The sequence below is a fragment of the Hydrogenophaga sp. GW823-FHT04C09 genome (genome assembly GCF_058796355.1).
This window is the reverse complement of sequence record NZ_JBXAIO010000002.1, coordinates 147,480-167,281: the sequence shown is the minus strand read 5'-3', so window position 1 is coordinate 167,281 and position 19,802 is coordinate 147,480. Positions and strand designations below refer to the sequence as shown.

Sequence of the window (19,802 nt, the reverse complement as noted above, 5' to 3'; positions counted from 1 at the left end):
CCCCAGCAAAGGGGTGAGCCATCATGCAACGGCATCAGAACGGGAGAACGGTCAAAAAGAACCGTGCCAACCAGCCAATTGAGAGCGCTTCGCCCTGCTGGCCGCGCCCGCGCGACTCGATGCGCACATTGGCCACCTGGGTGGAGGCGACCACGTTGCCGGGGCGGATCTGTTTCGGGTCCACCGTGCCGGAGAACCGCAGCACGTCCACGTTCTGGTTCACACCGATCTGTTTCTCGCCCACCACCAGCAGGTGGCCGTTGGGCAGCACCTCTTGCACCGTGGTGGTGATGGAGCCGGTGAAGGTGTTGGCGTTCTCGGTCTCGCCGTTGCCGGCGAACTTGTTGGACGAATTCGCGCCCACGTCGAGCTTGCCCAGCAGCGAGCTGCTGGGGCTGATGAAGGGCAGCGCGGAGACACCGGCCGATGCGTTGGCGGTGCGGTCCACCGACGACGAGGACTTCTGCGTCGCGTTGATGCGCTCGGTGATCTGCACCGTGAGAATGTCGCCTGGCATGCGCGCGCGCGGGTCTTCGAACGCGGGCCGGTAGCTCACGGCCTGGAACAGGCTGCCGCTGGGCGCGACGGTGACAGTGGGCGCGGCCATGGGGGCCTGCTGCGCGTAGCGCACCGGCTGGGCCGGCACCAGGTCCACCTGGGGCGTGCGCTGCAGGGTTTCGCAACCGGAGGCGAGCACGGCGAGCGACAGGATGAGGGCGAAACGCAACATGGCGGGTCCTTACAGCTGGCTCAGGCGCTGCAGCATCTGGTCGGATGTCTGGATCGCCTTGGAATTCATTTCATACGCGCGCTGGGTCTGGATCATGGTCACCAGTTCCTGCACCACGTTGACGTTGGAGGTTTCGACGTAGCCCTGCATCAGCGAGCCCATGCCGGCCGAGTTGGGTGCGCCGTTGATGGGGTTGCCCGACGCCAGGCTCTCGGCGTAGAGGTTCTGGCCCATGGGCTCCAGGCCGGCCGGGTTGATGAAGCTGGCCAGCTCGATGGCGCCCACCCGCTGCGGCGCGGGGTTGCCCGGCAGCTTGACAGTGACCACGCCATCGGACGAGACGGTGATGCTCTGCGCCTCGGCCGGCACGGTGATGCCGGCGGTGAGCGGGTAGCCGCTGTTGGTGACGATGCGGCCCTGCGCGTCGGCCTTGAAGCTGCCGTCGCGCGTGTAGGCGGTGGTGCCGTCGGGCATCTCGACCTGGAAGAAGCCGTTGCCGTTGACCGCGATGTCCAGCGGGTTGTCCGACTGCTGCAGGCTGCCCTGCGAGAAGTTGCGCGAGGTGGCGACGGTGCGCACCCCCAGCCCCACCTGCAGGCCCGTGGGCAGCTCGGCCTGCTCGGCCGTGTTGGCGCCCACCTGGCGCAGGTTCTGGTACATCAGGTCTTCGAACACCGCGTTGGCGCGCTTGAAGCCGTTGGTGGAGACGTTGGCCAGGTTGTTCGAGATCACGTCCAGCTGCATCTGCTGCGCCTGCATGCCGGTCTTGGAAATCATCAGCGAATTGATCATGGTGTGCTCCGCAAGGGGAAAGTGATTAGCCGTTCATGCTCAGCAGCTGGCTGGCGGTCTTGTCATTGGTTTCGCCGTTCTGCAGCATGCGCATCTGCACCTCGAACTGGCGGGCCACGGCGATCATGCCGACCATGGCCTCCATGGGATTGACGTTGGAGCCTTCGAGCGCGCCGTCCTGCAGGCGGGCCACGTCGCTCGCGGGCAGCGGGTCGCCCTGCGGGCCACGGAACAGGCCGTCCTCGCTGCGGCGCAGCGGGTTGTCGGCGTCGGGCATCACCATCTTGAGGCGGCCCACGGTCTGCGAAGGCTGGTTGCCCACGCGCGTGCTCACGGTGCCGTCGGAGGCGATGTCCACGCGCGCGCCTTCGGGCACCACGATCGGCCCACCATCGCCCAACATGGGCAGGCCCTGGCCGCTGACCAAGGTGCCGTCCTGGTTGATTTCGAGCGCGCCCGCGCGGGTGTAGGCCTCGGTGCCGTCCAGCCCCTGGACCGCGAAATAGGCGTTGCCGCGCGCGGCCACGTCCAGGTTGCGGCCGGTGGCGGCGATCGAACCGGGCAGGTCGGAATGGCCGGGCGTGGCTTCCAGGGCGAACACGCGCGTGCTCGCGCCGTCGCCGCGCACCGGCACCGCGCGGAAGGTCGAGAGTTCGGCGCGAAAGCCCGGCGTGGACACGTTGGCCAGGTTGTTGGCCAGCACCTGCTGCCGGTACTGCGCGGCGTTGGCGCCGGTCATCGCGGTGTAGATCATGCGGTCCATGCGGGGCTCCTTCGTTCAGCTCAGGCGCGGATCTGGATCAGCGCATGTTCAGGAGGGTGCTCAGCACCTGGTCCTGCGTCTTGATGGTCTGGGCGTTGGCCTGGTAGGTGCGCTGCGCGGTCATCATGTTGACCAGCTCGGCCGTGATGTCGACGTTGGAGTCTTCCAGCGCCCCCGAGCGCAGGGCGCCGAAGTTGCCCGTGCCGGGCTCGCCGTGCAGCGGGTCGCCCGAGGTGAAGGTGGCCGTCCAGTTGCCGCCGCCGGTGGGCTGCAGGCCTTGCGTGTTGCGGAAGTTGACCAGCGCGATCTGGCCCGCGGCGCGGGTTTCACCGTTGGAGTACTGGCCGCTGACCAGACCGTCCTCGCCGATCTTCAGGCCCAGGAACTGGCCCGGGCGGTAACCGTCCTGGTCCAGGTCGCTCACGGCGAAGTTGGTGCCGAACTGCGTCGCAGCACCAAAGTCGAGATCGACGTTGAAGGTCACCGTGGGGTCGTTGGGCGAGGTCAGCGTGAGCTGCGGAATCGTCGAGGCCGGATCGAGCGAACCGTCCGGCAGGAAGCTCACGACGAAGGGCGTGGACGCCGCGGGGTCGGCGCCGTTGACGCCGGTGTACACGTTCCACTGGTTGTTGCCGATTTTCTCGAAGCTCAGCGCCACCGGGATCTCCAGGCCCTGGGAGTCGTAGGCGACCAGGGACGTGCCGTAGGTGGAAAGCGGCGTGGGCGGCGTCTGCGTGGAGGCCACCGGTGCGCGCGCGTCGAGGTTGAATTCGGCCAGGATATTGGTGGTCTGGCGCGCGGGGATCGGGCCGCCGGTGGGCAGGCGCAGCGGCTGCGTGTCGAAGCTCAGGCGCGTGCCATCGGGCGCGGTCGGGTAGCCCATGAGGTTGGCGCCGCCGTTGGTGATGATGTTGCCGCTGCTGTCGAGCTTGAACATGCCGGCGCGGCTGTAGGCGACCGTGCCATTGGGCATGTTGAGTTCGAAGAAGCCCGAGCCGTTGATGGCCACGTCCAGGTCGTTGCCCGTCACCGTGATGTTGCCCTGCGTGAAATGCTGCGACACGGTGGTCAGCGCCACGCCGATGCCGGAGTTCACGCCGCCGGCCGCGTTCACGGAGCTGGCGTAGAGCTCGCCGAACTCGCCGCGCGAGCTCTTCATGCCCACCGTGTTGGCGTTGGCGATGTTGTGCCCGATCACGTCGAGGTTGCGGCTGGCGCTGTTCAGGCCGGAGAGTCCTTGCTGGAATGCCATGGTGATGTCCTTAGGAGGGAAAAGCGGTGTGTGGGGAAAGGCTCAGGCGCTCACATGAACGCGAGCACGTCGTTGTAGGCGCGGGTGCTGCCGTCCTGCAGCAGCATGTAGATGGAGCCGCCGGAGAAGCTCACCGAGTCCACGGTCATGCGCTGCAGCGACACGGTGTCCACGGGCTCGCTGCCGTCGACCGCGCGCACCTTGAAGCCCTTGACCGTCGCAGGGTCCACGCCCTCGGCGTCCCAGTTGAAGCGGTGCAGGCCGCTGCCCAGCGCGCCCATCTCGACGGTCTTGATGACCTCGCCGTTGGTGCCCATGATGTCGACCTTCACGTCGGAGGCCTTGGTGTCGAGCGAGAACGCCGCCTTGGCCTGGCCGTCCTTGAAGGTGAGCTTGTCGCCCGGCAGCAGGGCCTCGCGGCCGATCAGCGAGGTGCCCTGCAGCGCGGTCTGCGAGGAGAACTGCGCGGCCATGTTGTTGAGCGTCGCGTTGAGTTCCTGGATGCCGCTGACCGTGTTGATCTGCGCCATCTGGGTCGTCATCTGCGCGTTGTCCATCGGGTTCAACGGGTCCTGGTTGTTGAGCTGCGCGACCAACAGCTTGAGGAAGCGGTCCTGCGAGGCCTTCGGGTCCATGCTGTTCTGGGCCGAGGTGCCGGTCGTGCTGCCGGGCGTGTTGCCCAGCTTGCTGATGTCGATGGGGGTCATGAACATGGGTCAGGTCTTTCCAAAAGTCGGGCTCATTGCCCCATTTGCAGGGTCTTGAGCAACAGCGACTTGGCCGTGTTCATGACCTCGACGTTGTTCTGGTACGAGCGCGAGGCCGAGATCATGTTGACCATCTCCTCGACCGGGTTCACGTTGGCGTGCGTCACATAACCTTCGGCGTCGGCGCTGGGGTGCGTGGGGTTGTGCACGCGGCGGCCCGGGGCGTCGCTCTCCACGATGTTCTGCACCTTCACGCCCGCATTGCCCTCGCCGCCCATGGGCACGGTCTGGAACAAGATGTGGCGCGCCTTGTAGGTCTGGCCATCCGGGCCGGCCACCGCGTCGGCGTTGGCCAGGTTGGAGGCCACCACGTTGAGGCGCTGGGACTGCGCGCTGACCGCGCTGCCCGAGACACCGAAGATGGAGAACATCGACATGACAGGGTCCTTTCAGCTCATTGGCCGGTGATGGCGCTGAGCATGGTCTTCACGTGACCATTGATGAAACGCAGCGTGGACTCGTAGCGCACGCTGTTGTCCACGAAGTTGGCGCGCTCGCGGTCGAGGTCGACCGAGTTGCCGTCCTGGCTGGGCTGGGTCTGCACCGTGTAGGCCATGTCGGGCCGGGCCGGGCCCGCGCTGGTGGTGCCCAGGCGCATGTGCTGGGCGTTGGTCTGGGTCACGCCGGCGGTGGCGCCGGTCTGCATGCCCGAGACGTTCTTGAGCGCGCTGGCGAAATCGAAGTCGCGCGCGACGTAGCCGGGCGTGTCCGCGTTGGCGATGTTGCTGGCGATCACCTGCTGGCGCTGCGAGCGCAGCAGCAGGGCGTTGGCATGGAAGTCCAGCCGGCCGGTCATCTGTTCAAGCATCGTCCACTCCAGCAAGGTTGGGGGCCGGCTCGGGTCTCCAGAGGGAGGCCCAGATACCGGGGGTTGGACGAATTATGGAAATCTTGAGGGTCGCCAATGGCCGGAACAAGCGCCGCTTTGCAAGCCATTTCCCGCCTTTGTCCGGGCGGCCGCCGGCCTACAGTGCAGGCCTGACCACCCATCGGAGACCGCCCATGCGCCCCACCCTGCACCGCCTGCTCGCCGCCTGCGGCTGGGCCCTGGCCCTGCTGCTGCCGGGCCTGGGCACGGCCCACGCGAACAACCAGACCGACGAACTGGAGAAGACCGCGCGCGCGTGGCTGCAGCCCGCGCTGGAGGCCGCGATCCCGAAAGACGAGGCCCTGCCCCTGCGCACCGAGGTCGTGATGGGCGCGCTCGACACCCGCCTGCGCCTGGCGCCCTGCGCCAGGGTCGAGCCCCACCTGCCGGCCGGCTCGCGCCTGTGGGGCCGCAGCCGCATCGGCCTGCGCTGCGTCGAGGGCCCTTCGCGCTGGAACGTCTTCGTGCCGGTCACGGTCAAGGCCTTCGGCCCGGCCTGGGTGATCAAGCGCCCGGTGGACGCCGGTGCCACCCTCACTCAAGAAGACGCCGAACTGGCCGAAGTGGATTGGGCGGCCAGCCCCGCCACGGTGCTGGCCCGCCCCGAGATGTGGATCGGCCAGGAAACCGCCTTCGCCCTCACCCCGGGCCTGGCGATCCGCCAGAACATGGTGCGCCCGACCAAGGCCTTCGCCGCGGGCGACCAGGTGCGGGTCAACAGCAGCGGCACCGGGTTCAGCATTTCCGTGACCGGCCTGGCGCTCACCGCCGGCCTGGTCGGGCAGTCCGCCCGCATCCGCCTGCCCGGCGGGCGGGTGGTCACCGGTCTGGTGCAGGAAGACCAGACCGTTGAGATGGCGCTTTGAGCCGGACGTCCGCGACGGCCCCGCCAACGTGACGGATTGCCCGAACCGGCTCCTCAAAAATGCCTAAAGTTCGTTCCACCCAGGTCGATAGTTCTCACACATCACCCTGACTACGGGGTTTGGAGCGTGAAATGAAAGTCGATTCGTCACCCGATTCCTATATAGGTTCCGTGGCCGGTGGTCCCCAGAAGGCCGCCGAAAAACCCGCAGCGGTCGCCGAACTGGCCGCCGCAGGCGCCCCCACGGCCAAGCCACAGGGCGTGACCGTGACGCTGTCCCCCTCCACCGTCTCGGCCCTGGGCTCGGGCGGCAACGAGGTGTTCAACACGGAAAAAGTCGAAGCCATGAAAGCGGCGATCGCCAACGGGACCTTCCAGGTGAACCCCGAAGCCATCGCCGACAAGATGCTGGCCAACGCCGCCGAAATGCTCAACGGCAGCAAGGCCTGATTTCTCCACCCCCCACCGACCGCACCATGACCTCAGCCGCAACGACGACGCCCCACCAACCCTGGATCGACTCGTTGCAGGCCGAACTCGATGCGCTCGAAGCCGCCCTGCTGCGCGGCGACGCGCCCGGTGTGGAACAGGCCAGCGCGGCCATGCAGGCGGTGCTGCAGCAAGCCCCCCGCACGCCGGCTTTCGCCGACCCCGACAGCGCGCTGCGCCGCGACACCCAGAGCGCCGCGCAGCGTTTCGCCCAGCTGCGCCAGGCCGTGCTGCGCTCCAACGCCCAGAACGAACGCGCGGTCGCCAGCCTGCTGCCCCAGCAGTCGCTGCAGCGCCAGCCCACCTATGGCCGCATGGTCAAACCCTCACCGCTCGGCGGCGCGGGGCGCGGCTTCTTGACCGCCTGAGTCTCTTCTTCTCCCGTCAAAAACCGGCATCTGCCGGTTTTTTTGCGTCTACAGAATCCATCCGTGTCCAGAAGGTGCTTTGAGAGATCACCTCTGATATCTCATTAGCCAATCTGATGGATGTACCTTTTTAGCGGCAGCCCTTCTAAAATACGGGTTAACCCTTAGATTGATTGCCATGAACACCCTCATCACTTCCTTGTGGACCCGACTGGCTGGTGCCGTTGGCCACTTTTTCCGCCGCGCTGCCGCGGGCGCTTCCGACGGGCTGGAGGAATACCTCAGCACCGCCAAGAGCCTCCACCAGCTGGAGGACATGCAACGCCGTTGGGACCAAGCCCACCGAGGCCACCACCATGGCGCCTTCTGACCCTCATCCCGATCCCGAGACCCACACCATGATCGAATTGCTCAAATCCTATTTCCAGACGCCCCAGTTCGCTGCCGGCGCCCGTGTCAACCGCCTTCACAAAGGCAGTCTGGACCGCGTGGACGGCCGCGTGGTCGCCCAGACCGAAGAAGGCGTGCTGGTCGAATGGCCCCGCAATGGCTCCGGCTGGGAACACCCCGGCGCGCTCTGCCAGCAGGGTTGACGCCTTTTTGCGCGGGCGCCACCATGATGGACAAGTGACCCATTTTTCGCTCCAGCCATGAACGAGAACCCCACCCCCGACAGTGTGAACAGCGCAGACACGGTGGAAGCCTGGGCCTGCATCGACCGTTTCGCCACCGCCTTCAACGCCGAAGACCTGGTCGGCATGGATGCCGAGCTGAACTTCCCGCACACCATGCTCTCCGGCTCGCACCGCCTGGAATGGTTCGCGCCGGGCCAGCTCCCGAGCGACTTTTTCGCCAGCCTGCGCGCCACGGGCTGGGCGCGCACACAAACCGAGTCGATCACCCCCGTGCTGGCAAGCGCCGACAAGGTGCACTTCCTGGTGGACTACACCCGGCGCACCGCGGCGGGCGAGGTGCTCAACCGGTACCACAACCTCTGGATCGTGACCCGCTCCGCCGGCCACTGGGGCATCGCGCTGCGCTCCTACTGAACACCGACGGCCCAGGCCCACGGCGGCATCGCGATGAACATTCAACTCGATCACCTGCTCGTGCCGTCTCGCGACAAGATCGCCGCCGCGCGGCAACTCGCCGAGCTGCTCGGCGTGCCCTGGTCCGCCAGCGGCATCGGGCCGTTCGCGCCGGTTTACGTCAACGACGGCCTGACCCTCGACTTCGATCAGTGGGATGGGCCCGTGCCCAACATCCACTTCGCGTTTCGCGTGAGCGAGGACGCGTTCGACGCCATCCTCGCGCGCCTTCAGGCCGCCGGCATCCCCTACCGCAGCCTGGTGCACGGGCCGGTCGACTCGAAGGTGGACACGGCCCACGGCGGGCGCATCGTCTACTGGAACCAGCCCGATGGCCACCAGTGGGAAATGTTGACCGTGAGCTACGCGCGCGCGCCGGCGGCAGGCTGAGCGCCGGGCACGGCCTTCAGGCCACCACGTCCATCAACAAAAAGGTGCCGGCCTGGCGCTGGCATTGGTCGATCTGCGGCACCAGCCGGCGGAAGTGCTCGGTCTGGCAATGCGCGTCCAGCGCGGCCCGGTCGGGCCAGGCCTCCATGAAGATGAAATGCCCCGGGTCCTTATGGTTGACGCAGAGTTCGTAGGCCAGACACAGCGGCTCCTGCCGGGTCTTCTCCACCAGTTCGCGGTACAGCGGCTCGACCTGGGCCAGGCACTCAGGCCGGATGAAATCCTGGGCGATGACCTTGAGCATGGCCGCGCGTCAGGCCACGCGGCGCTGCTCGGCGGCCAGCCGCACCGCCAGCGCGGCCAGCACACCGCCCATCACGTAGCGCTGCACCGCCAGCCAGCGGCGGTTGTGCTGGAACCAGCGCGCCAGCTTCGCCGCCGACAGGGCGATGCTCAGGTTGACGCTGAAACTGAAGACGATCTGCGTCAGCCCCAGCACCACGCTCTGCACGAACACCGAGCCATGCTCGGGCGAGACGAACTGCGGAAAGATCGCGAGGTAGAACACCGCGATCTTGGGGTTGAGCAGGTTGGTGAGAAAGCCCATGGCGAACAGCTTGCGCGGTGAATCCTGCGGCAGGTCGCGCGCCTCGAAGGGCGAGCGCGCGCCCGGCTTGACCGCCTGCCAGGCCAGGTACAGCAGGTAGGCCGCGCCGGCCCACTTCAGGATCTCGTAGGCCAGCGGCACGGCCATGAACAGCGCCGTGAGGCCCACCGCGGCGGTGAACATGTGCACCAGAAAGCCGGCCACCACGCCGAGCAGCGAGATCACGCCGGCCCGTCGGCCCTGGCAGATCGAGCGCGAGATCAGATAGACCATGTTGGGGCCGGGCGTCAGCGCCATCAGCAGGGCCGCGCCGGCAAAGAGCAGCCAGTCGTTCAGGGGAACCATGAAAAAACCTCGGTGGGGGGTGGGGACCCCACATCCTAGGCCAGGCCGAACAACCCCGTGTTCACCTCGCCCACCACAGCCAGCGGCCCAGGAGGGGCGCGAGCCAGCCGCCCCGCGCCGGCTGCCGCGCGGCCGGGTCCGGCGCCCCCATGGCGCGCAGCCGCGCCTCCAGCCCGCTCAGCCCGGCCTGGCGCGCCGCCTGCACCGGTGTGAGGGCCTCGAACTCGGACAGCAGCAGCGGGTTGGCACCGTGGTCCAGCAGCAGATGGGCCACCGCCTCCTGCCGGGCCAGGATGCAGGCCACCAGCGGCGTGGACAGGTACTCGGGGTGCGCGTGGTCGAGGTTCACCCGCTCCCTCACGTGGTAGCGCACCAGCTCGATGCGGCCCTCGCAGGCCGCCTGGTACAGCTCTTTCCAGTCTCCAGCGGACATCCCTCCTCCTTTCCAAACGGCCCACGCGGCCACCCGCGCGGGGCCCGGGCGCTGTGTTTCAATCGTCCGATCACCTTCCCCGAACCTTACCCGCAGGCCGCCGCCATGACCATGAAACAAACCCTTGCCGCCCTCCTGCTCACCAGCACCCTGGCCCTGTCGGCCCACGCCGCCCCGCCTTCGGACGCCTCCATCGCCACGCTGCTGTCGGTCACGCAGTCGGACAAGATGATGGACACCCTGTACGCCAACATGGAGCAGATGATCCGCCAGGGCATGCAGGCCGCCACGAAAGGCAAGGCGCTGACGGCCCAGCAGGCGCGCGTGATGGAGCTGGCGCCGGCACGGCTGGCCAAGGTGATGCGCGAGGAGATCACCTGGGCCAAGCTGGAGCCCATGATGGTGCAGATCTACCGCGAGAACTTCGAGCAGGCCGAGGTCGACGGCCTCATCGCCTTCTACCAGAGCCCGGTCGGCCAGGCCTTCGTGGCCAAGATGCCGGTGGTGATGCAGCGCTCCATGGAGGCCTCGCAGCAACAGCTGCAGGCCTTCATGCCCAAGCTGCAGGCCGAGATGGTGGAGGTGATGAAGGAAGCGCGGCTGGCGCAGTAGGCTTCCCCATGGCCCACACCGACACCCGCACCCTCTGCTGGCAGCCCATCTGGAACCCGACCCACGAGGGCGTGGGACTGGAGCACCTGCTGCTGTCGGACACCGAGGCCAGCGCCGTGGTGCTGGCATTCGATGAAACCAGCGGCCCGTTCCGGCTCAGCTACCGGCTGGCCTGGGGACGGTCGTGGCAGTTGCGCCGGGCCGACCTGCTGGTGGACACCGCCCAGGCCTCGCGCGCGCTCAGCCTGCGCACCGACGGCCAGGGCCACTGGCACGATGGCAACAACCGCGCGCTGCGCGAGCTGGAGGGCTGCCTGGACATCGACATCTGGCCCACGCCCTTCACCAACAGTTTTCCAATCCGGCGCGAGCCGATGGCCGTGGGCGAGCGCCGCGAGTTCCGCATGGCCTGGGTAAGCGCCCCCGAACTCACGGTGCAGGCCAAGCCCCAGGCCTACACGCGCCTGGCCGAGCGGCTCTACCGTTTCGAGAGCCTGGACGGCAGTGGATTCCAGGTCGATCTGCCGGTGGACGAAGACGGCATCGTGCTCGACTACCCGGGCCTCTTCAAGCGCATCTGAGGCATTGCCGGCGCGCGGCACTGGCCAGAGGCAGCGAGGGTCCGGCTCCGCCGGCCCAAGCTGCCGTCCCCCCTCGAAGCGCCGAAGGCGCGCCACGGAGGGGGGAAGCCGCATCAGCGGCGCAGGGGGGTGTTTCTATTTCCGTCAATGCGCCCGCAGCTTGGAGCGCAGCCGCGCGATGGACTGGCTGTGCAGCTGGCAGATGCGCGACTCGGTCACGCCCAGCACGGCCGCGATCTCCTTCAGGTTCATGTCGTGCTCGTAGTACATCGACATGATCTGCTGTTCGCGCTCGGGCAGCACCTTGATGGCGGCCACCAGGGCGGTGCGCATGCGGTGGTCCTGCAGCACGGCCGAGGGGTCGGCCTCGTGGTCGCCCATGTGGCGGTCCAGGAAGCCGTCTTCGTCGTCGCTGTTGCCGCTGATGTCCTCCAGGTACACGAGCTGGGTGCCGCGCACCTTGGCCAGCAGGTGCTGGTAGTCGGCCAGGCTCATGCCCATCTCGGCGGCGATCTCGCTTTCCTTGGGCACGCGGTGCAGCTTCTGCTGCAGGCGGTGCACGGCCTGCTCGATGTCTTTCTGGCTCTTGCGCGAGCCGCGCGACATCCAGTCGCCCTCGCGCAATTCGTCGATCATCGCGCCGCGGATGCGCTGGCTGGCGAAGGTCTCGAACTGCACGCCCTGCGTGGGCTCGAAGCGCGCGATGGCTTCGGTCAGGCCGATCATGCCGACCTGGATCAGGTCGTCGAGCTCCACGCTGGGCGGCAGCTTGGCGATCATGTGGTGAGCGAGGCGGCGCACCAGCGGGCTGTATTTGCGCAACTGGTCGTCCCGGTTGAGGGTGCCTTTGGCGGTGTACATCTTCAGCTCCAGAGAGAAGGGGCGGCGGCCGTGGAGCGGCCGGTGCGCGAGGCGCCGGGCACCAGGCCGTGGTAGCCGTGCGCATGGGTCGGGCGGGGCCGCTCGATCGCGCTTTCCTGCGCGCGCAGGGCCCAGGTGGCCACGGGCCAGCTGTCCAGCGACAGGCCGAGGTGGCGCTGCGCGGTGTCGATCACCGTGTGCACCACGGTCTGCAGCGCGGCGGGCGCGCCGGAGGCCAGCGGGGCGAGTACCGGCGCCAGGCCGGCCGCGTCCAGCAGCTTGACCGCGCCGTAGGCGTCGATGCTGGACTGCGGTTGTTCGATCACGGGCACCAGCGCGCGGGCACCCAGGCCGTACAGCAAACCGGCCAGCGAGAAGGCGGGCGCGAACAGCAGCACCACCGCGCCCGAGGCGAACGGCGTCAGCAGGCGCGAGAGCGCGACCTGGCTGCCCGCGGCCTGCGCGGTTTCCTGCAAGGCCTGCAGGCCGGCGGCGCCGGGCATCACGAGCCAGTCGGCGCCATCCAGGGGGTGTTCCAGGTGAGCGATGGAGGGGTCTTGCAGCACGCGCATCAGGCCCAGGTGGGCGCCGTCGTGGCGGTCGCGGCTGCGGGCTTCGGTGGCCGTGCCATCGACGATCACCACCGCCCGGCCTTCGGCCGTGAGCGCGGTGGCCAGCGTGCAGAGCCATTCGTAGGCGCGCGCGGGCTGCGCCGGGCTGGACACCGGCACCAGCACCGGCCCGCCCACGGGCGGTTCGCCCCGCAAACCGGCGGCCTGGTCGAAGCCGGGTTCAAACATGGGCCGCCCCCAGGTCGATGCCGCGGCCGGAGGCCTGGGCAAAGAAGAAACCCATGTCGGTGGGTTGCGGGTCGTAGGCCGACTTGCCCTGCGTGCCCATGGACAGGCGCACCAGCGCGGCGGCATCGGCGTTCTGCCAGTCTTCGGGCACGCGCTGGCCGTTGGCCACGCCGCGCAGCACCACCTGGTGGCGGATCAGCGCGTCCAGCGACGGGCCGAGCTTGACGGCTTCGTCCACCTTGGAGAGCACCACACCGTGCAGCGAGCTCGCTTTGAACGAGGTCAGCACCTCGTCCAGCGTGTCACCTTGCGAGCCGGCGTTGAGCACCAGGGTCTTCTTGACCTTGGGGATGTCGAGCACGTCCAGCATGTCCTGGATGCGCTGGTCGCGCTGGCCCAGGCCGGCGGTGTCAATGATCACCAGGCGCTTGTTGCCCAGCAGGTTGAGCAGGTCCTTGAGCGCGGCGCGGTCGTGCGCCAGGTGGGCGACAACGCCCAGCATGCGGCCGAAGGCGCGCAGCTGCTCGAAGCCGGAGACGCGGTAGGTGTCCAGCGTGATCAGGCCCACGCTGCCGGCACCGTATTGTTTGACGCACTGCGCGGCCAGCTTGGCGGCTGTGGTGGTCTTGCCCACGCCGGTGGCGCCCACCAGCGAGACCACGCCGCCTTCGTCGCACAGGCCGGCGCCGGGCGTCGCGACCTTGAGGTTGCGGGTGATCACATCCATCAGCCAGCGCACCGCTTCGGCGGCATTGGCCTCGGCCGGCACGCGCTCGAGCACGGCGCGCGACATCGCGGGCGAGTAGCCGGCGCGGATCATCTTGAGCATCAGGTTGGACTGGATCGGGTTCTGCTTGGACGAGCCGAGCCAGGCCAGGGTGTTGAAGCGCTCCTCGATCATGTCCTTGAGCGCCGAGAGCTCGACCGCCATGCGGCTGTCGTCGTGGCTGGGGAAGCGCGTGGACGGCGGCTGCGAGTCTTCCCACGCCGGCTCGCTGGAGCGGGTGCGGATCGGGGCGGGCTTGCGCGCCACGATGGGTTCGGGCTGGTTGAAGCGCTGCACCGGCACCTCGATCGGCTCGGGCCGGGTCACGATCTGCGGCGCGGCGACCGGGGCCGGCGCGCGGCGCTCGATGGCGGGCGCCGCGGTTTCGGCGGCCGCGGCGGGCGTGCCGTGCAGCGACTCGCGGCGCTTGCGCAGCATGCGTTCGCGCACATAGTCCTGGAACGACAGCGTGCTCATCGCCAGCGTCTCGGTGTCGCTCTGCACCGACTGCGGCGCGGCCAGCGAACCGGTGGTGGAGGCCTTGGGACGGGCGGGCGCGGCAGCGGCAGCGGCGGCGGCCGGCGCGGCGTTCGCGTGATCGGCCAGCGAAGCCAGGCTTTCCTCGGCGGCGGCCATCACCTCGAAACCTTCAGCGGTGTTGCGGGTGGAGAGGATCACGGCGCTGTCGCCAAAGGTCTTGCGCGCCTTGTTCATGGCTTCGCGGGACGTGGGGGCAATGAAGCGTTGGATGTTCATGCTGCAAGTTCTCCAAGGATCGGGCCGATGCGGATCAGGTGGGTTTCAGGTATTTCGCTGTGCGCCAGGACCTGCAGGCGCGGCGCGGCGCGGCGCAGCAGGCGGGACATGGCATTGCGGATGGCGTCGGGCACCAGCAGGCAGGCGGGCACGCCCTTCTCTTCCTGGCGGTTGGCGATGTCGGTGGCGGATTTGCTCAGCATCTCGGCCACGCCCGGGTCCAGCGCGCCGTTGGCGCTGCCCGAGAGGGCCTGCATCAGCAGGCGCTCCAGGCCGGGCTCGATGGCGATGACCTCGAGTTCCTTCACCGGGCCGTAGATCTGCTGCACGATGGCCGGCGAGAGCGCCATGCGCACGCGGCGGGCCAGCTCGGTCGGGTCGGTGGTGTGGGGGGCGTGCTCGGCCAGCGATTCGATGATGGTGCGGATGTCGCGCACATGCACAGACTCTTCCAGCAGCAGCTGGAGGACTTTCTGGAAGGTGGCAACCGGGACCATTTTGGGCACGACTTCTTCGATCAGTTTGGGGGCCAGGCGGGTGACGTGTTCAACCAGGTCCTGGGTCTCCGTCCGGCTCAGCAACTTGGCCGCCTGGACTTGCATCAAGTGTGAAAGATGCGTGGCCAGCACGGTCTCGGAATCAACCACGGTAAAACCGGCCATTTGCGCGTTCTCACGCTGCTTTTCGTCGATCCAGAGCGCGGGCAGGCCAAACGCCGGGTCGGTGGTGGGCGTGCCGATCAGCGGGGTGCCGATGCCACCCGGGTCGATCGCCAGGAACATGCCCGGGAACACCTCGCCCTCGCCCACCACCACGCCGCGCAGCGTGATGCGGTAGGCGCTGGGGCGCAGCTCCAGGTTGTCGCGCACGTGCACCGCGGGCGGCAGGAAACCGACCTCCTGCGCGAACTTCTTGCGCACGCCCTTGATGCGGGTGAGCAGGTCGCCCTGGCGGGTCTTGTCCACCATGGCGATCAGGCGGTAGCCCAGTTCCAGGCCCAGCAGGTCGACCGGCTGCAGGTCGTCCCAGGTGGCTTCGCCGTCGCCCTGCACGGCCGGCGCTTCCGGTTCGGGCGCGGGCTTGGCCTGCTCGCGCGCCACCCAGTAGGCCAGGCCGCCGGCGATGGCCGCGAAGCTCAGGAACACCAGGTGCGGCATGCCCGGCACGATGCCCAGCATGAACAGCACGGCGGCGGTGATGCCCAGCACCTTGGGCGAGAGGAACATCTGCTCCATCACCTGCACGCCCAGGTCTTCGTCCTTGCCCACGCGCGAGACCACCATGGCCGCGGCCACCGAGATCAGCAGCGAGGGAATCTGCGCCACCAGCGCGTCACCGACGGCCAGCAGGATGTAGTTGTCCGCCGCCTGGCCGGCCGAGAGGCCGTGCTGCAGCACGCCGATGATGAAGCCGCCGATGATGTTGATGAACAGGATCAGGATGCCGGCGATGGCGTCGCCGCGCACGAACTTGGAGGCACCGTCCATGGAGCCGAAGAACTCGGCTTCCTCGCCCACTTCGCGGCGGCGGCGCTTGGCCTCCTTGTCGTCGATCAGGCCGGCGTTCAGGTCGGCGTCGATCGCCATCTGCTTGCCGGGCATGGCGTCCAGGGTGAAGCGGGCCGAGACCTCGGCGATGCGCTCCGAGCCCTTGGTGATCACCACGAAGTTGATCACCACCAGGATCGCGAACACGATGAAACCGACCGCGAAGTTGCCGCCGATCAGGAAGTGGCCGAAGGCCTCGATCACCGCGCCGGCCGCGCCCGGGCCGGTGTGGCCTTCGAGCAGCACCACGCGGGTGGAGGCCACGTTGAGCGAGAGGCGCAGCAGCGTGGTGAGCAGCAGCACGGTGGGAAAGACCGAGAAGTCCAGCGGCCGCTTCATGTAGGCCGCCACCATCATCACCACCAGCGCCAGCGCGATGTTGAGCGTGAAGAAGGTGTCCAGCAGCCAGGGTGGCAGCGGCAGCACCATCATCGACAGGATGGTGATGACCAGCATGGGCGCGGCCAGGCCGCCGGCCCAGCTGGCGTTGCGGTTCAACCATTGCTGCAGCGCTTGCAGGTTCATTCAGAGGCCTCTTTGGCGGGTTTCTTGAAGTGCGGATCGAGCTCGGGCGGCACCAGGGGTTCGGGCTGCGCGGCGGGCATGGCGCCCTGGCCCTTCATGGCGGCCTTGAGCTGGTACACGTAGGCCAGCACCTGGGCCACGGCGGTGTAGAGCGCCGAAGGGATCTCGTCGTCGATCTCGGCGTGGGCGTAGAGCGCGCGCGCCAGCATGGGCGACTGCAGCACCGGCACCTTGTGGGCCTTGGCCACGTCGCGGATCTTCATGGCCAGCAGGTCGGCGCCCTTGGCGATCACGCGCGGCGCGTTCATGCTGGCGTCGTCGTAGCGGATGGCCACGGCGTAGTGGGTCGGGTTCATGACCACCAGGTCGGCCTTGGGCACGGCGCCCACGCTGTTGCGCTGGGCCATCTCGCGCTGCATCGCGCGGCGCTTGGACTTGAAGTGCGGGTCGCCTTCGGCTTCCTTGTGTTCCTGTTTCACTTCCTGGTGCGACATGCGCATGCGTTGCGCGTGCAAAAATTTCTGCGCCGGGAAGTCGATCACGGCGACGAGCGCCACCACCATCAGCAGCAGGCCCACGCCGAGCATGAGCCAGTGGCCGAGCTGGCCCAGGCCCGATTCCAGCGGCTGCATGACCAGCATGGCGAAGTCCTGCACGTGGGACGAGAGGAACTGCCAGGCCACCAGCCCGACGATGGCGGAGATGGCGGCCAGCTTGGCGGTGTCGAAGAGCTGTTGTTTGGTGAAGAGGCGGCCGATGCCCTTGAGCGGGTTGATGCGGCTGAGGTCGGGCACGAGGGGCTTGGTGCTCAGGGCCCAGCTGCCGGAGCCGAAGGCGGCGAGCAGCACGATGGCGAGCACGGCCACGCCCAGCGGCAGGTAGAGCATGAGGCCTTGCGCGAAGCCGTCCACCAGGCGTTCGGTGGCGAGTTCGGGTTTGAGCAGGGTCTGGTGGTCGAAGCGCAGCTGGCCTTGCAGGGCGCTGCGCAGTTTTTCGAAGCCGACGGGGGCGAGCGCGACCAGGATGAGGGCGCCGCCACCGAGCACGGCGAGGTTGGACAGGTCCTTGGAACGCGGCACCTGGCCATCGTCGCGCGCCTTTTTCAGGCGCTGCGCGGTGGCTGGCAGGTTCTTGTCTTGGGCGGAGGAGTCCATGGGCGGTTCACACGATCGGTGAATCCGATTCTGGAAGCCGCCAGGAAAAACTAAAGGGCGATAAGACGCCCTTGAATGGCGCTTTTCTTTCCCGTCACCTCGCGGGCTCGGGGAGGCCGGGCGTTCTGCTCCGCGGGTGTCCCCCGAACCGGCTTTGCCGGGCCACTGGCATTGCCCCCTGAAAGGGGGTGGCGCGAAGCGCCGCGGGGGTCAAAACCCCAAACTCGCTAGCAGGTCGTCGACCTGCGCCTGGTCGCTCACCACGTCGGTGCGGCCTTCGGCGTTGACCACGGGGCCAGCCAGGGCGGGCTGGTCCACGATGGCATGGTCCTGGCCTGGCTGGCCGCCGGGGGCGGATTGCAGCAGCAGGCTGAGCAGCTGTTCTTCGATGGTGCCGGCGAGCTGGACCACGCGGCCGATCACCTGGCCGGTGAGGTCGTGGAAGTCCTGCGCCATCATGATGTCGGTCAGGCGCGCGTCGGACTTGTCGCTCAGCTCGACGATGTCTTTCGACCATTCCAGCAGCTCGGGCATGGCGCGGGCCAGGCCGGGGACGCGGGAGATGGTGTCGGCCAGCTGGCGACCGCGTTCGGCGATCTTCGCCTGCTCGGCCTTGCCTTCGTCCACGTGGTTGAGCACCTTTTCAGCCGCCTCGCCCGTCAGGCGCGCGATGTAGGACAGGCGGCTCTGCGCGTCGGGCAGCTGGTCCACCGTGCCTTTGAGCTTGTCGGTGTAGCCCAGCTCCTTGAGCGCATCGTGCAGCTGCCGCGTGATCGAACCGAGTTGGCGGAACATGTCGGGGTTGCCCGACGCCGCCTCTTCTTGTTGTTGATTCATGGTGCGGCCCTCTCAGATGCCGAGCTTCTTGAAGATGTTCGCGAGCTTTTCTTCCAGCGTGGCCTTGGTGAAGGGCTTGACGATGTAACCGGCGGCACCGTTCTGCGCCGCCATCACGATGTCTTCCTTGCGCGCCTCGGCGGTCACCATCAGCACCGGCAGGTGCTTGAGCTTCTCGTCCTGCTTGATCTGGGCCAGCAGCTCGAAGCCGTTCATGTTGGGCATGTTGATGTCCGACACCACGAAGTTGAAGCCGCCGTTGCGCAGCTTGCTCAGCGCGATCGCACCGTCTTCGGCCTCGTCGGCGTCGGCGTGCCCGATCTCCTTGAGCAGGTTGCGCACGATGCGGCGCATGGTGGAGAAGTCGTCAACGATCAGGAATTTCATCGGGGTGGACATGAAAGCCTCCGTGGGAGGAAAGGATCAAGGAAGAGGAGCCGGCCGCGTCAGCCACCGCTCTGTGAAGGAGATTTCGTCACTTGCCCGGAAATCTGAAGCGTGGGCAGCGCAATGACGGGGTCGGCGGTCTTCACAGGCACGGCGGGCACGTCCGGTGCGGCGCCGGCGGCGGCCGGCTGGGCGGCCACGCGGGGGGCGGTCTGGGGCTTGGCGGCCGCGGTGGGCAGCGGCGGCGGCATGGGTTCGAGCATGGGCATCACGGGCGTGGGCGACGAGCGGGGCAGCAGGCGGTCTTCGGCCTCCTGCGTCATCACCACGATGCTGATGCGGCGGTTGATCGGGTCGGTGGGCAGGTCTTCGCGCAGCAGGCGGCTTGACGCCAGGCCTTCCACCCGGCGCAGCTTGTCCTGCGGCAGGCCGCCGGCCACCAGTTCGCGGCGCGAGGCGTTGGCCCGGTCGGCCGAGAGTTCCCAGTTGCTGTAGCCGCGCTCGCCGCTGCCGTAGGGCGTGGCGTCGGTGTGGCCGGCCAGGGCGATGCGGTTCTCCACGTCGCCCAGCGCCGCGCCGATCTCGCGCAGGATGTCGCGCATGTAGGGTTTCACCAGCGCGCTGCCGGTGTCGAACATGGGCCGGTTCTGCTGGTCCACGATCTGGATGTGCAGGCCGTCGAGGGTTTTTTCCAGCTGGATCTGCGAACCGAACTCCGAGAGTTTGGGGTTCTTTTCGATCAGCGTGGTGATCTTGCGCTCCAGCGCGTCGATGCGCGCGGCGTCGCGGCGCATCGAGTCGGCGCGCGCCATCTGGGCGCCGATGAGCTTGGCCGCGCGCTCGGCCTCGCCGCTGTCCATCTGGCCGAAGGACTTGCTCAGGTCGCGCCCACCGCCGGGCAGGATGCTGCTGCTGTTGCCGGTGCCCGGGCCGCCCATGAGCGAGACCTTCACCGGCGACTGGAAGTAGCTCGCGATGCCCTGCAGCTCGCCCTTGGCCGTGGAGCCCAGCAGCCACATGAGCAGGAAGAAGGCCATCATCGCGGTCACGAAGTCGGCGTAGGCGATCTTCCACGCACCACCATGGGCGGCATGGCCACCCTTCTTGATGCGCTTGATGATGATCGGTTGAAGTTTCTTTCCATCACCCGCCATGACGAGCTCCTACATCCGGCGTGAAGCAGCTCCGTCCAGAGGCACCACGGGTCCGGCTTTGCCGG

General features: G+C 67.9%; 27 protein-coding genes. 9 read left to right on the top strand and 18 right to left on the bottom strand.

Annotated features, from left to right (window positions below; all coding sequences use genetic code 11):
• Window positions 1-34: 34 nt before the first annotated feature.
• Genes AC1Q9M_RS05910 through flgB form a run of 7 tightly spaced genes read right to left on the bottom strand, consistent with a single transcriptional unit; the run spans window position 35 to window position 5,112 of the window.
• Window positions 35-730 carry a flagellar basal body L-ring protein FlgH gene (locus AC1Q9M_RS05910; RefSeq protein WP_382161689.1) on the bottom strand — a complete coding sequence of 232 codons (696 nt, stop codon included), beginning with the start codon at window positions 728-730 and terminating at the stop codon, window positions 35-37.
• Window positions 731-739: 9 nt separating this feature from the next.
• Complete coding sequence (flgG, locus tag AC1Q9M_RS05905) at window positions 740-1,522, bottom strand: flagellar basal-body rod protein FlgG (RefSeq protein WP_382323257.1); 783 nt, start codon at window positions 1,520-1,522, stop codon at window positions 740-742.
• A gap of 25 nt (window positions 1,523-1,547) precedes the next feature.
• Window positions 1,548-2,285 carry a flagellar basal-body rod protein FlgF gene (gene flgF / locus AC1Q9M_RS05900; protein ID WP_382327390.1) on the bottom strand — a complete coding sequence of 246 codons (738 nt, stop codon included), beginning with the start codon at window positions 2,283-2,285 and terminating at the stop codon, window positions 1,548-1,550.
• 37 nt (window positions 2,286-2,322) lie between these two features.
• Window positions 2,323-3,537: a flagellar hook protein FlgE gene (gene flgE, locus AC1Q9M_RS05895; RefSeq protein ID WP_382161698.1), complete on the bottom strand. Its 1,215-nt coding sequence runs from the start codon at window positions 3,535-3,537 to the stop codon at window positions 2,323-2,325.
• Between the two features lie 50 nt (window positions 3,538-3,587).
• Window positions 3,588-4,250 carry a flagellar hook assembly protein FlgD gene (locus AC1Q9M_RS05890; RefSeq protein WP_492432875.1) on the bottom strand — a complete coding sequence of 221 codons (663 nt, stop codon included), beginning with the start codon at window positions 4,248-4,250 and terminating at the stop codon, window positions 3,588-3,590.
• 26 nt (window positions 4,251-4,276) lie between these two features.
• Window positions 4,277-4,681: a flagellar basal body rod protein FlgC gene (gene flgC / locus AC1Q9M_RS05885; protein ID WP_291112611.1), complete on the bottom strand. Its 405-nt coding sequence runs from the start codon at window positions 4,679-4,681 to the stop codon at window positions 4,277-4,279.
• Between the two features lie 17 nt (window positions 4,682-4,698).
• A complete protein-coding gene (gene flgB, locus AC1Q9M_RS05880) occupies window positions 4,699-5,112 on the bottom strand; it encodes a flagellar basal body rod protein FlgB (protein WP_382323255.1) in 414 nt (137 codons plus the stop codon).
• Window positions 5,113-5,306: 194 nt separating this feature from the next.
• On the opposite strand from flgB, the gene flgA reads away from it, so the two are divergent.
• From flgA to AC1Q9M_RS05845, 7 genes are all read left to right on the top strand, one after another.
• Entirely contained in the window at window positions 5,307-6,038 is a 732-nt protein-coding gene (gene flgA / locus AC1Q9M_RS05875; protein ID WP_291112615.1) for a flagellar basal body P-ring formation chaperone FlgA, read from the top strand.
• 131 nt (window positions 6,039-6,169) lie between these two features.
• The gene (gene flgM, locus AC1Q9M_RS05870) at window positions 6,170-6,487 is read left to right on the top strand and encodes a flagellar biosynthesis anti-sigma factor FlgM (protein ID WP_382161714.1); all 318 of its coding nucleotides are present in this window, start codon (window positions 6,170-6,172) and stop codon (window positions 6,485-6,487) included.
• Window positions 6,488-6,513: 26 nt separating this feature from the next.
• Window positions 6,514-6,894, top strand: coding sequence for a hypothetical protein (locus tag AC1Q9M_RS05865; RefSeq protein ID WP_382161717.1), 381 nt, complete (start codon window positions 6,514-6,516; stop codon window positions 6,892-6,894).
• A 178-nt stretch (window positions 6,895-7,072) separates the two neighbouring features.
• Complete coding sequence (locus AC1Q9M_RS05860; protein ID WP_444688481.1) at window positions 7,073-7,264, top strand: hypothetical protein; 192 nt, start codon at window positions 7,073-7,075, stop codon at window positions 7,262-7,264.
• Between the two features lie 28 nt (window positions 7,265-7,292).
• Entirely contained in the window at window positions 7,293-7,487 is a 195-nt protein-coding gene (locus AC1Q9M_RS05855; protein WP_382323252.1) for a hypothetical protein, read from the top strand.
• A 57-nt stretch (window positions 7,488-7,544) separates the two neighbouring features.
• Window positions 7,545-7,943 (top strand): hypothetical protein, encoded by a 399-nt coding sequence (locus tag AC1Q9M_RS05850; RefSeq protein ID WP_492432871.1) that lies wholly within the window; start codon window positions 7,545-7,547, stop codon window positions 7,941-7,943.
• A gap of 33 nt (window positions 7,944-7,976) precedes the next feature.
• Complete coding sequence (locus tag AC1Q9M_RS05845) at window positions 7,977-8,372, top strand: VOC family protein (protein WP_444688483.1); 396 nt, start codon at window positions 7,977-7,979, stop codon at window positions 8,370-8,372.
• 16 nt (window positions 8,373-8,388) lie between these two features.
• Here the strand turns inward: AC1Q9M_RS05845 and AC1Q9M_RS05840 are convergent, their stop codons facing one another.
• The 3 genes from AC1Q9M_RS05840 to AC1Q9M_RS05830 all read right to left on the bottom strand — a co-directional run bounded on the left by AC1Q9M_RS05840 (window position 8,389) and on the right by AC1Q9M_RS05830 (window position 9,757).
• A complete protein-coding gene (locus AC1Q9M_RS05840; RefSeq protein ID WP_492432869.1) occupies window positions 8,389-8,676 on the bottom strand; it encodes a putative quinol monooxygenase in 288 nt (95 codons plus the stop codon).
• Window positions 8,677-8,685: 9 nt separating this feature from the next.
• Complete coding sequence (locus tag AC1Q9M_RS05835) at window positions 8,686-9,324, bottom strand: LysE family translocator (RefSeq protein WP_492432867.1); 639 nt, start codon at window positions 9,322-9,324, stop codon at window positions 8,686-8,688.
• Between the two features lie 61 nt (window positions 9,325-9,385).
• Complete coding sequence (locus AC1Q9M_RS05830) at window positions 9,386-9,757, bottom strand: ankyrin repeat domain-containing protein (protein WP_382161725.1); 372 nt, start codon at window positions 9,755-9,757, stop codon at window positions 9,386-9,388.
• Between the two features lie 111 nt (window positions 9,758-9,868).
• On the opposite strand from AC1Q9M_RS05830, the gene AC1Q9M_RS05825 reads away from it, so the two are divergent.
• Both AC1Q9M_RS05825 and AC1Q9M_RS05820 read left to right on the top strand, forming a co-directional pair.
• The gene (locus AC1Q9M_RS05825) at window positions 9,869-10,369 is read left to right on the top strand and encodes a DUF2059 domain-containing protein (protein ID WP_382323248.1); all 501 of its coding nucleotides are present in this window, start codon (window positions 9,869-9,871) and stop codon (window positions 10,367-10,369) included.
• A gap of 8 nt (window positions 10,370-10,377) precedes the next feature.
• Complete coding sequence (locus AC1Q9M_RS05820) at window positions 10,378-10,950, top strand: putative glycolipid-binding domain-containing protein (RefSeq protein WP_492432864.1); 573 nt, start codon at window positions 10,378-10,380, stop codon at window positions 10,948-10,950.
• A gap of 144 nt (window positions 10,951-11,094) precedes the next feature.
• On the opposite strand, the gene AC1Q9M_RS05815 is transcribed toward AC1Q9M_RS05820, so the two are convergent.
• The 8 genes from AC1Q9M_RS05815 to motB all read right to left on the bottom strand — a co-directional run bounded on the left by AC1Q9M_RS05815 (window position 11,095) and on the right by motB (window position 19,737).
• Window positions 11,095-11,811, bottom strand: coding sequence for an RNA polymerase sigma factor FliA (locus AC1Q9M_RS05815; RefSeq protein ID WP_291112634.1), 717 nt, complete (start codon window positions 11,809-11,811; stop codon window positions 11,095-11,097).
• A gap of 2 nt (window positions 11,812-11,813) precedes the next feature.
• Complete coding sequence (locus tag AC1Q9M_RS05810) at window positions 11,814-12,611, bottom strand: hypothetical protein (RefSeq protein WP_492432861.1); 798 nt, start codon at window positions 12,609-12,611, stop codon at window positions 11,814-11,816.
• Window positions 12,604-14,133 (bottom strand): flagellar biosynthesis GTPase FlhF, encoded by a 1,530-nt coding sequence (gene flhF, locus AC1Q9M_RS05805; RefSeq protein ID WP_382323245.1) that lies wholly within the window; start codon window positions 14,131-14,133, stop codon window positions 12,604-12,606. The genes AC1Q9M_RS05810 and flhF overlap by 8 nt, the downstream gene beginning before the upstream one ends.
• Window positions 14,130-16,205, bottom strand: a complete 2,076-nt coding sequence (gene flhA, locus AC1Q9M_RS05800) for a flagellar biosynthesis protein FlhA (RefSeq protein WP_492432859.1) — start codon at window positions 16,203-16,205, stop codon at window positions 14,130-14,132. The genes flhF and flhA overlap by 4 nt, the downstream gene beginning before the upstream one ends.
• Window positions 16,202-17,359 carry an EscU/YscU/HrcU family type III secretion system export apparatus switch protein gene (locus tag AC1Q9M_RS05795; RefSeq protein ID WP_444688486.1) on the bottom strand — a complete coding sequence of 386 codons (1,158 nt, stop codon included), beginning with the start codon at window positions 17,357-17,359 and terminating at the stop codon, window positions 16,202-16,204. Before AC1Q9M_RS05795 ends, flhA begins: the two co-directional genes overlap by 4 nt.
• Window positions 17,360-17,569: 210 nt before the next feature.
• Window positions 17,570-18,196 (bottom strand): protein phosphatase CheZ, encoded by a 627-nt coding sequence (locus AC1Q9M_RS05790; protein ID WP_382161746.1) that lies wholly within the window; start codon window positions 18,194-18,196, stop codon window positions 17,570-17,572.
• Window positions 18,197-18,208: 12 nt separating this feature from the next.
• Complete coding sequence (cheY, locus tag AC1Q9M_RS05785; protein WP_382161749.1) at window positions 18,209-18,595, bottom strand: chemotaxis response regulator CheY; 387 nt, start codon at window positions 18,593-18,595, stop codon at window positions 18,209-18,211.
• Window positions 18,596-18,642: 47 nt separating this feature from the next.
• The gene (gene motB / locus AC1Q9M_RS05780; protein ID WP_444688487.1) at window positions 18,643-19,737 is read right to left on the bottom strand and encodes a flagellar motor protein MotB; all 1,095 of its coding nucleotides are present in this window, start codon (window positions 19,735-19,737) and stop codon (window positions 18,643-18,645) included.
• Between the last annotated feature and the right edge of the window lie 65 nt (window positions 19,738-19,802).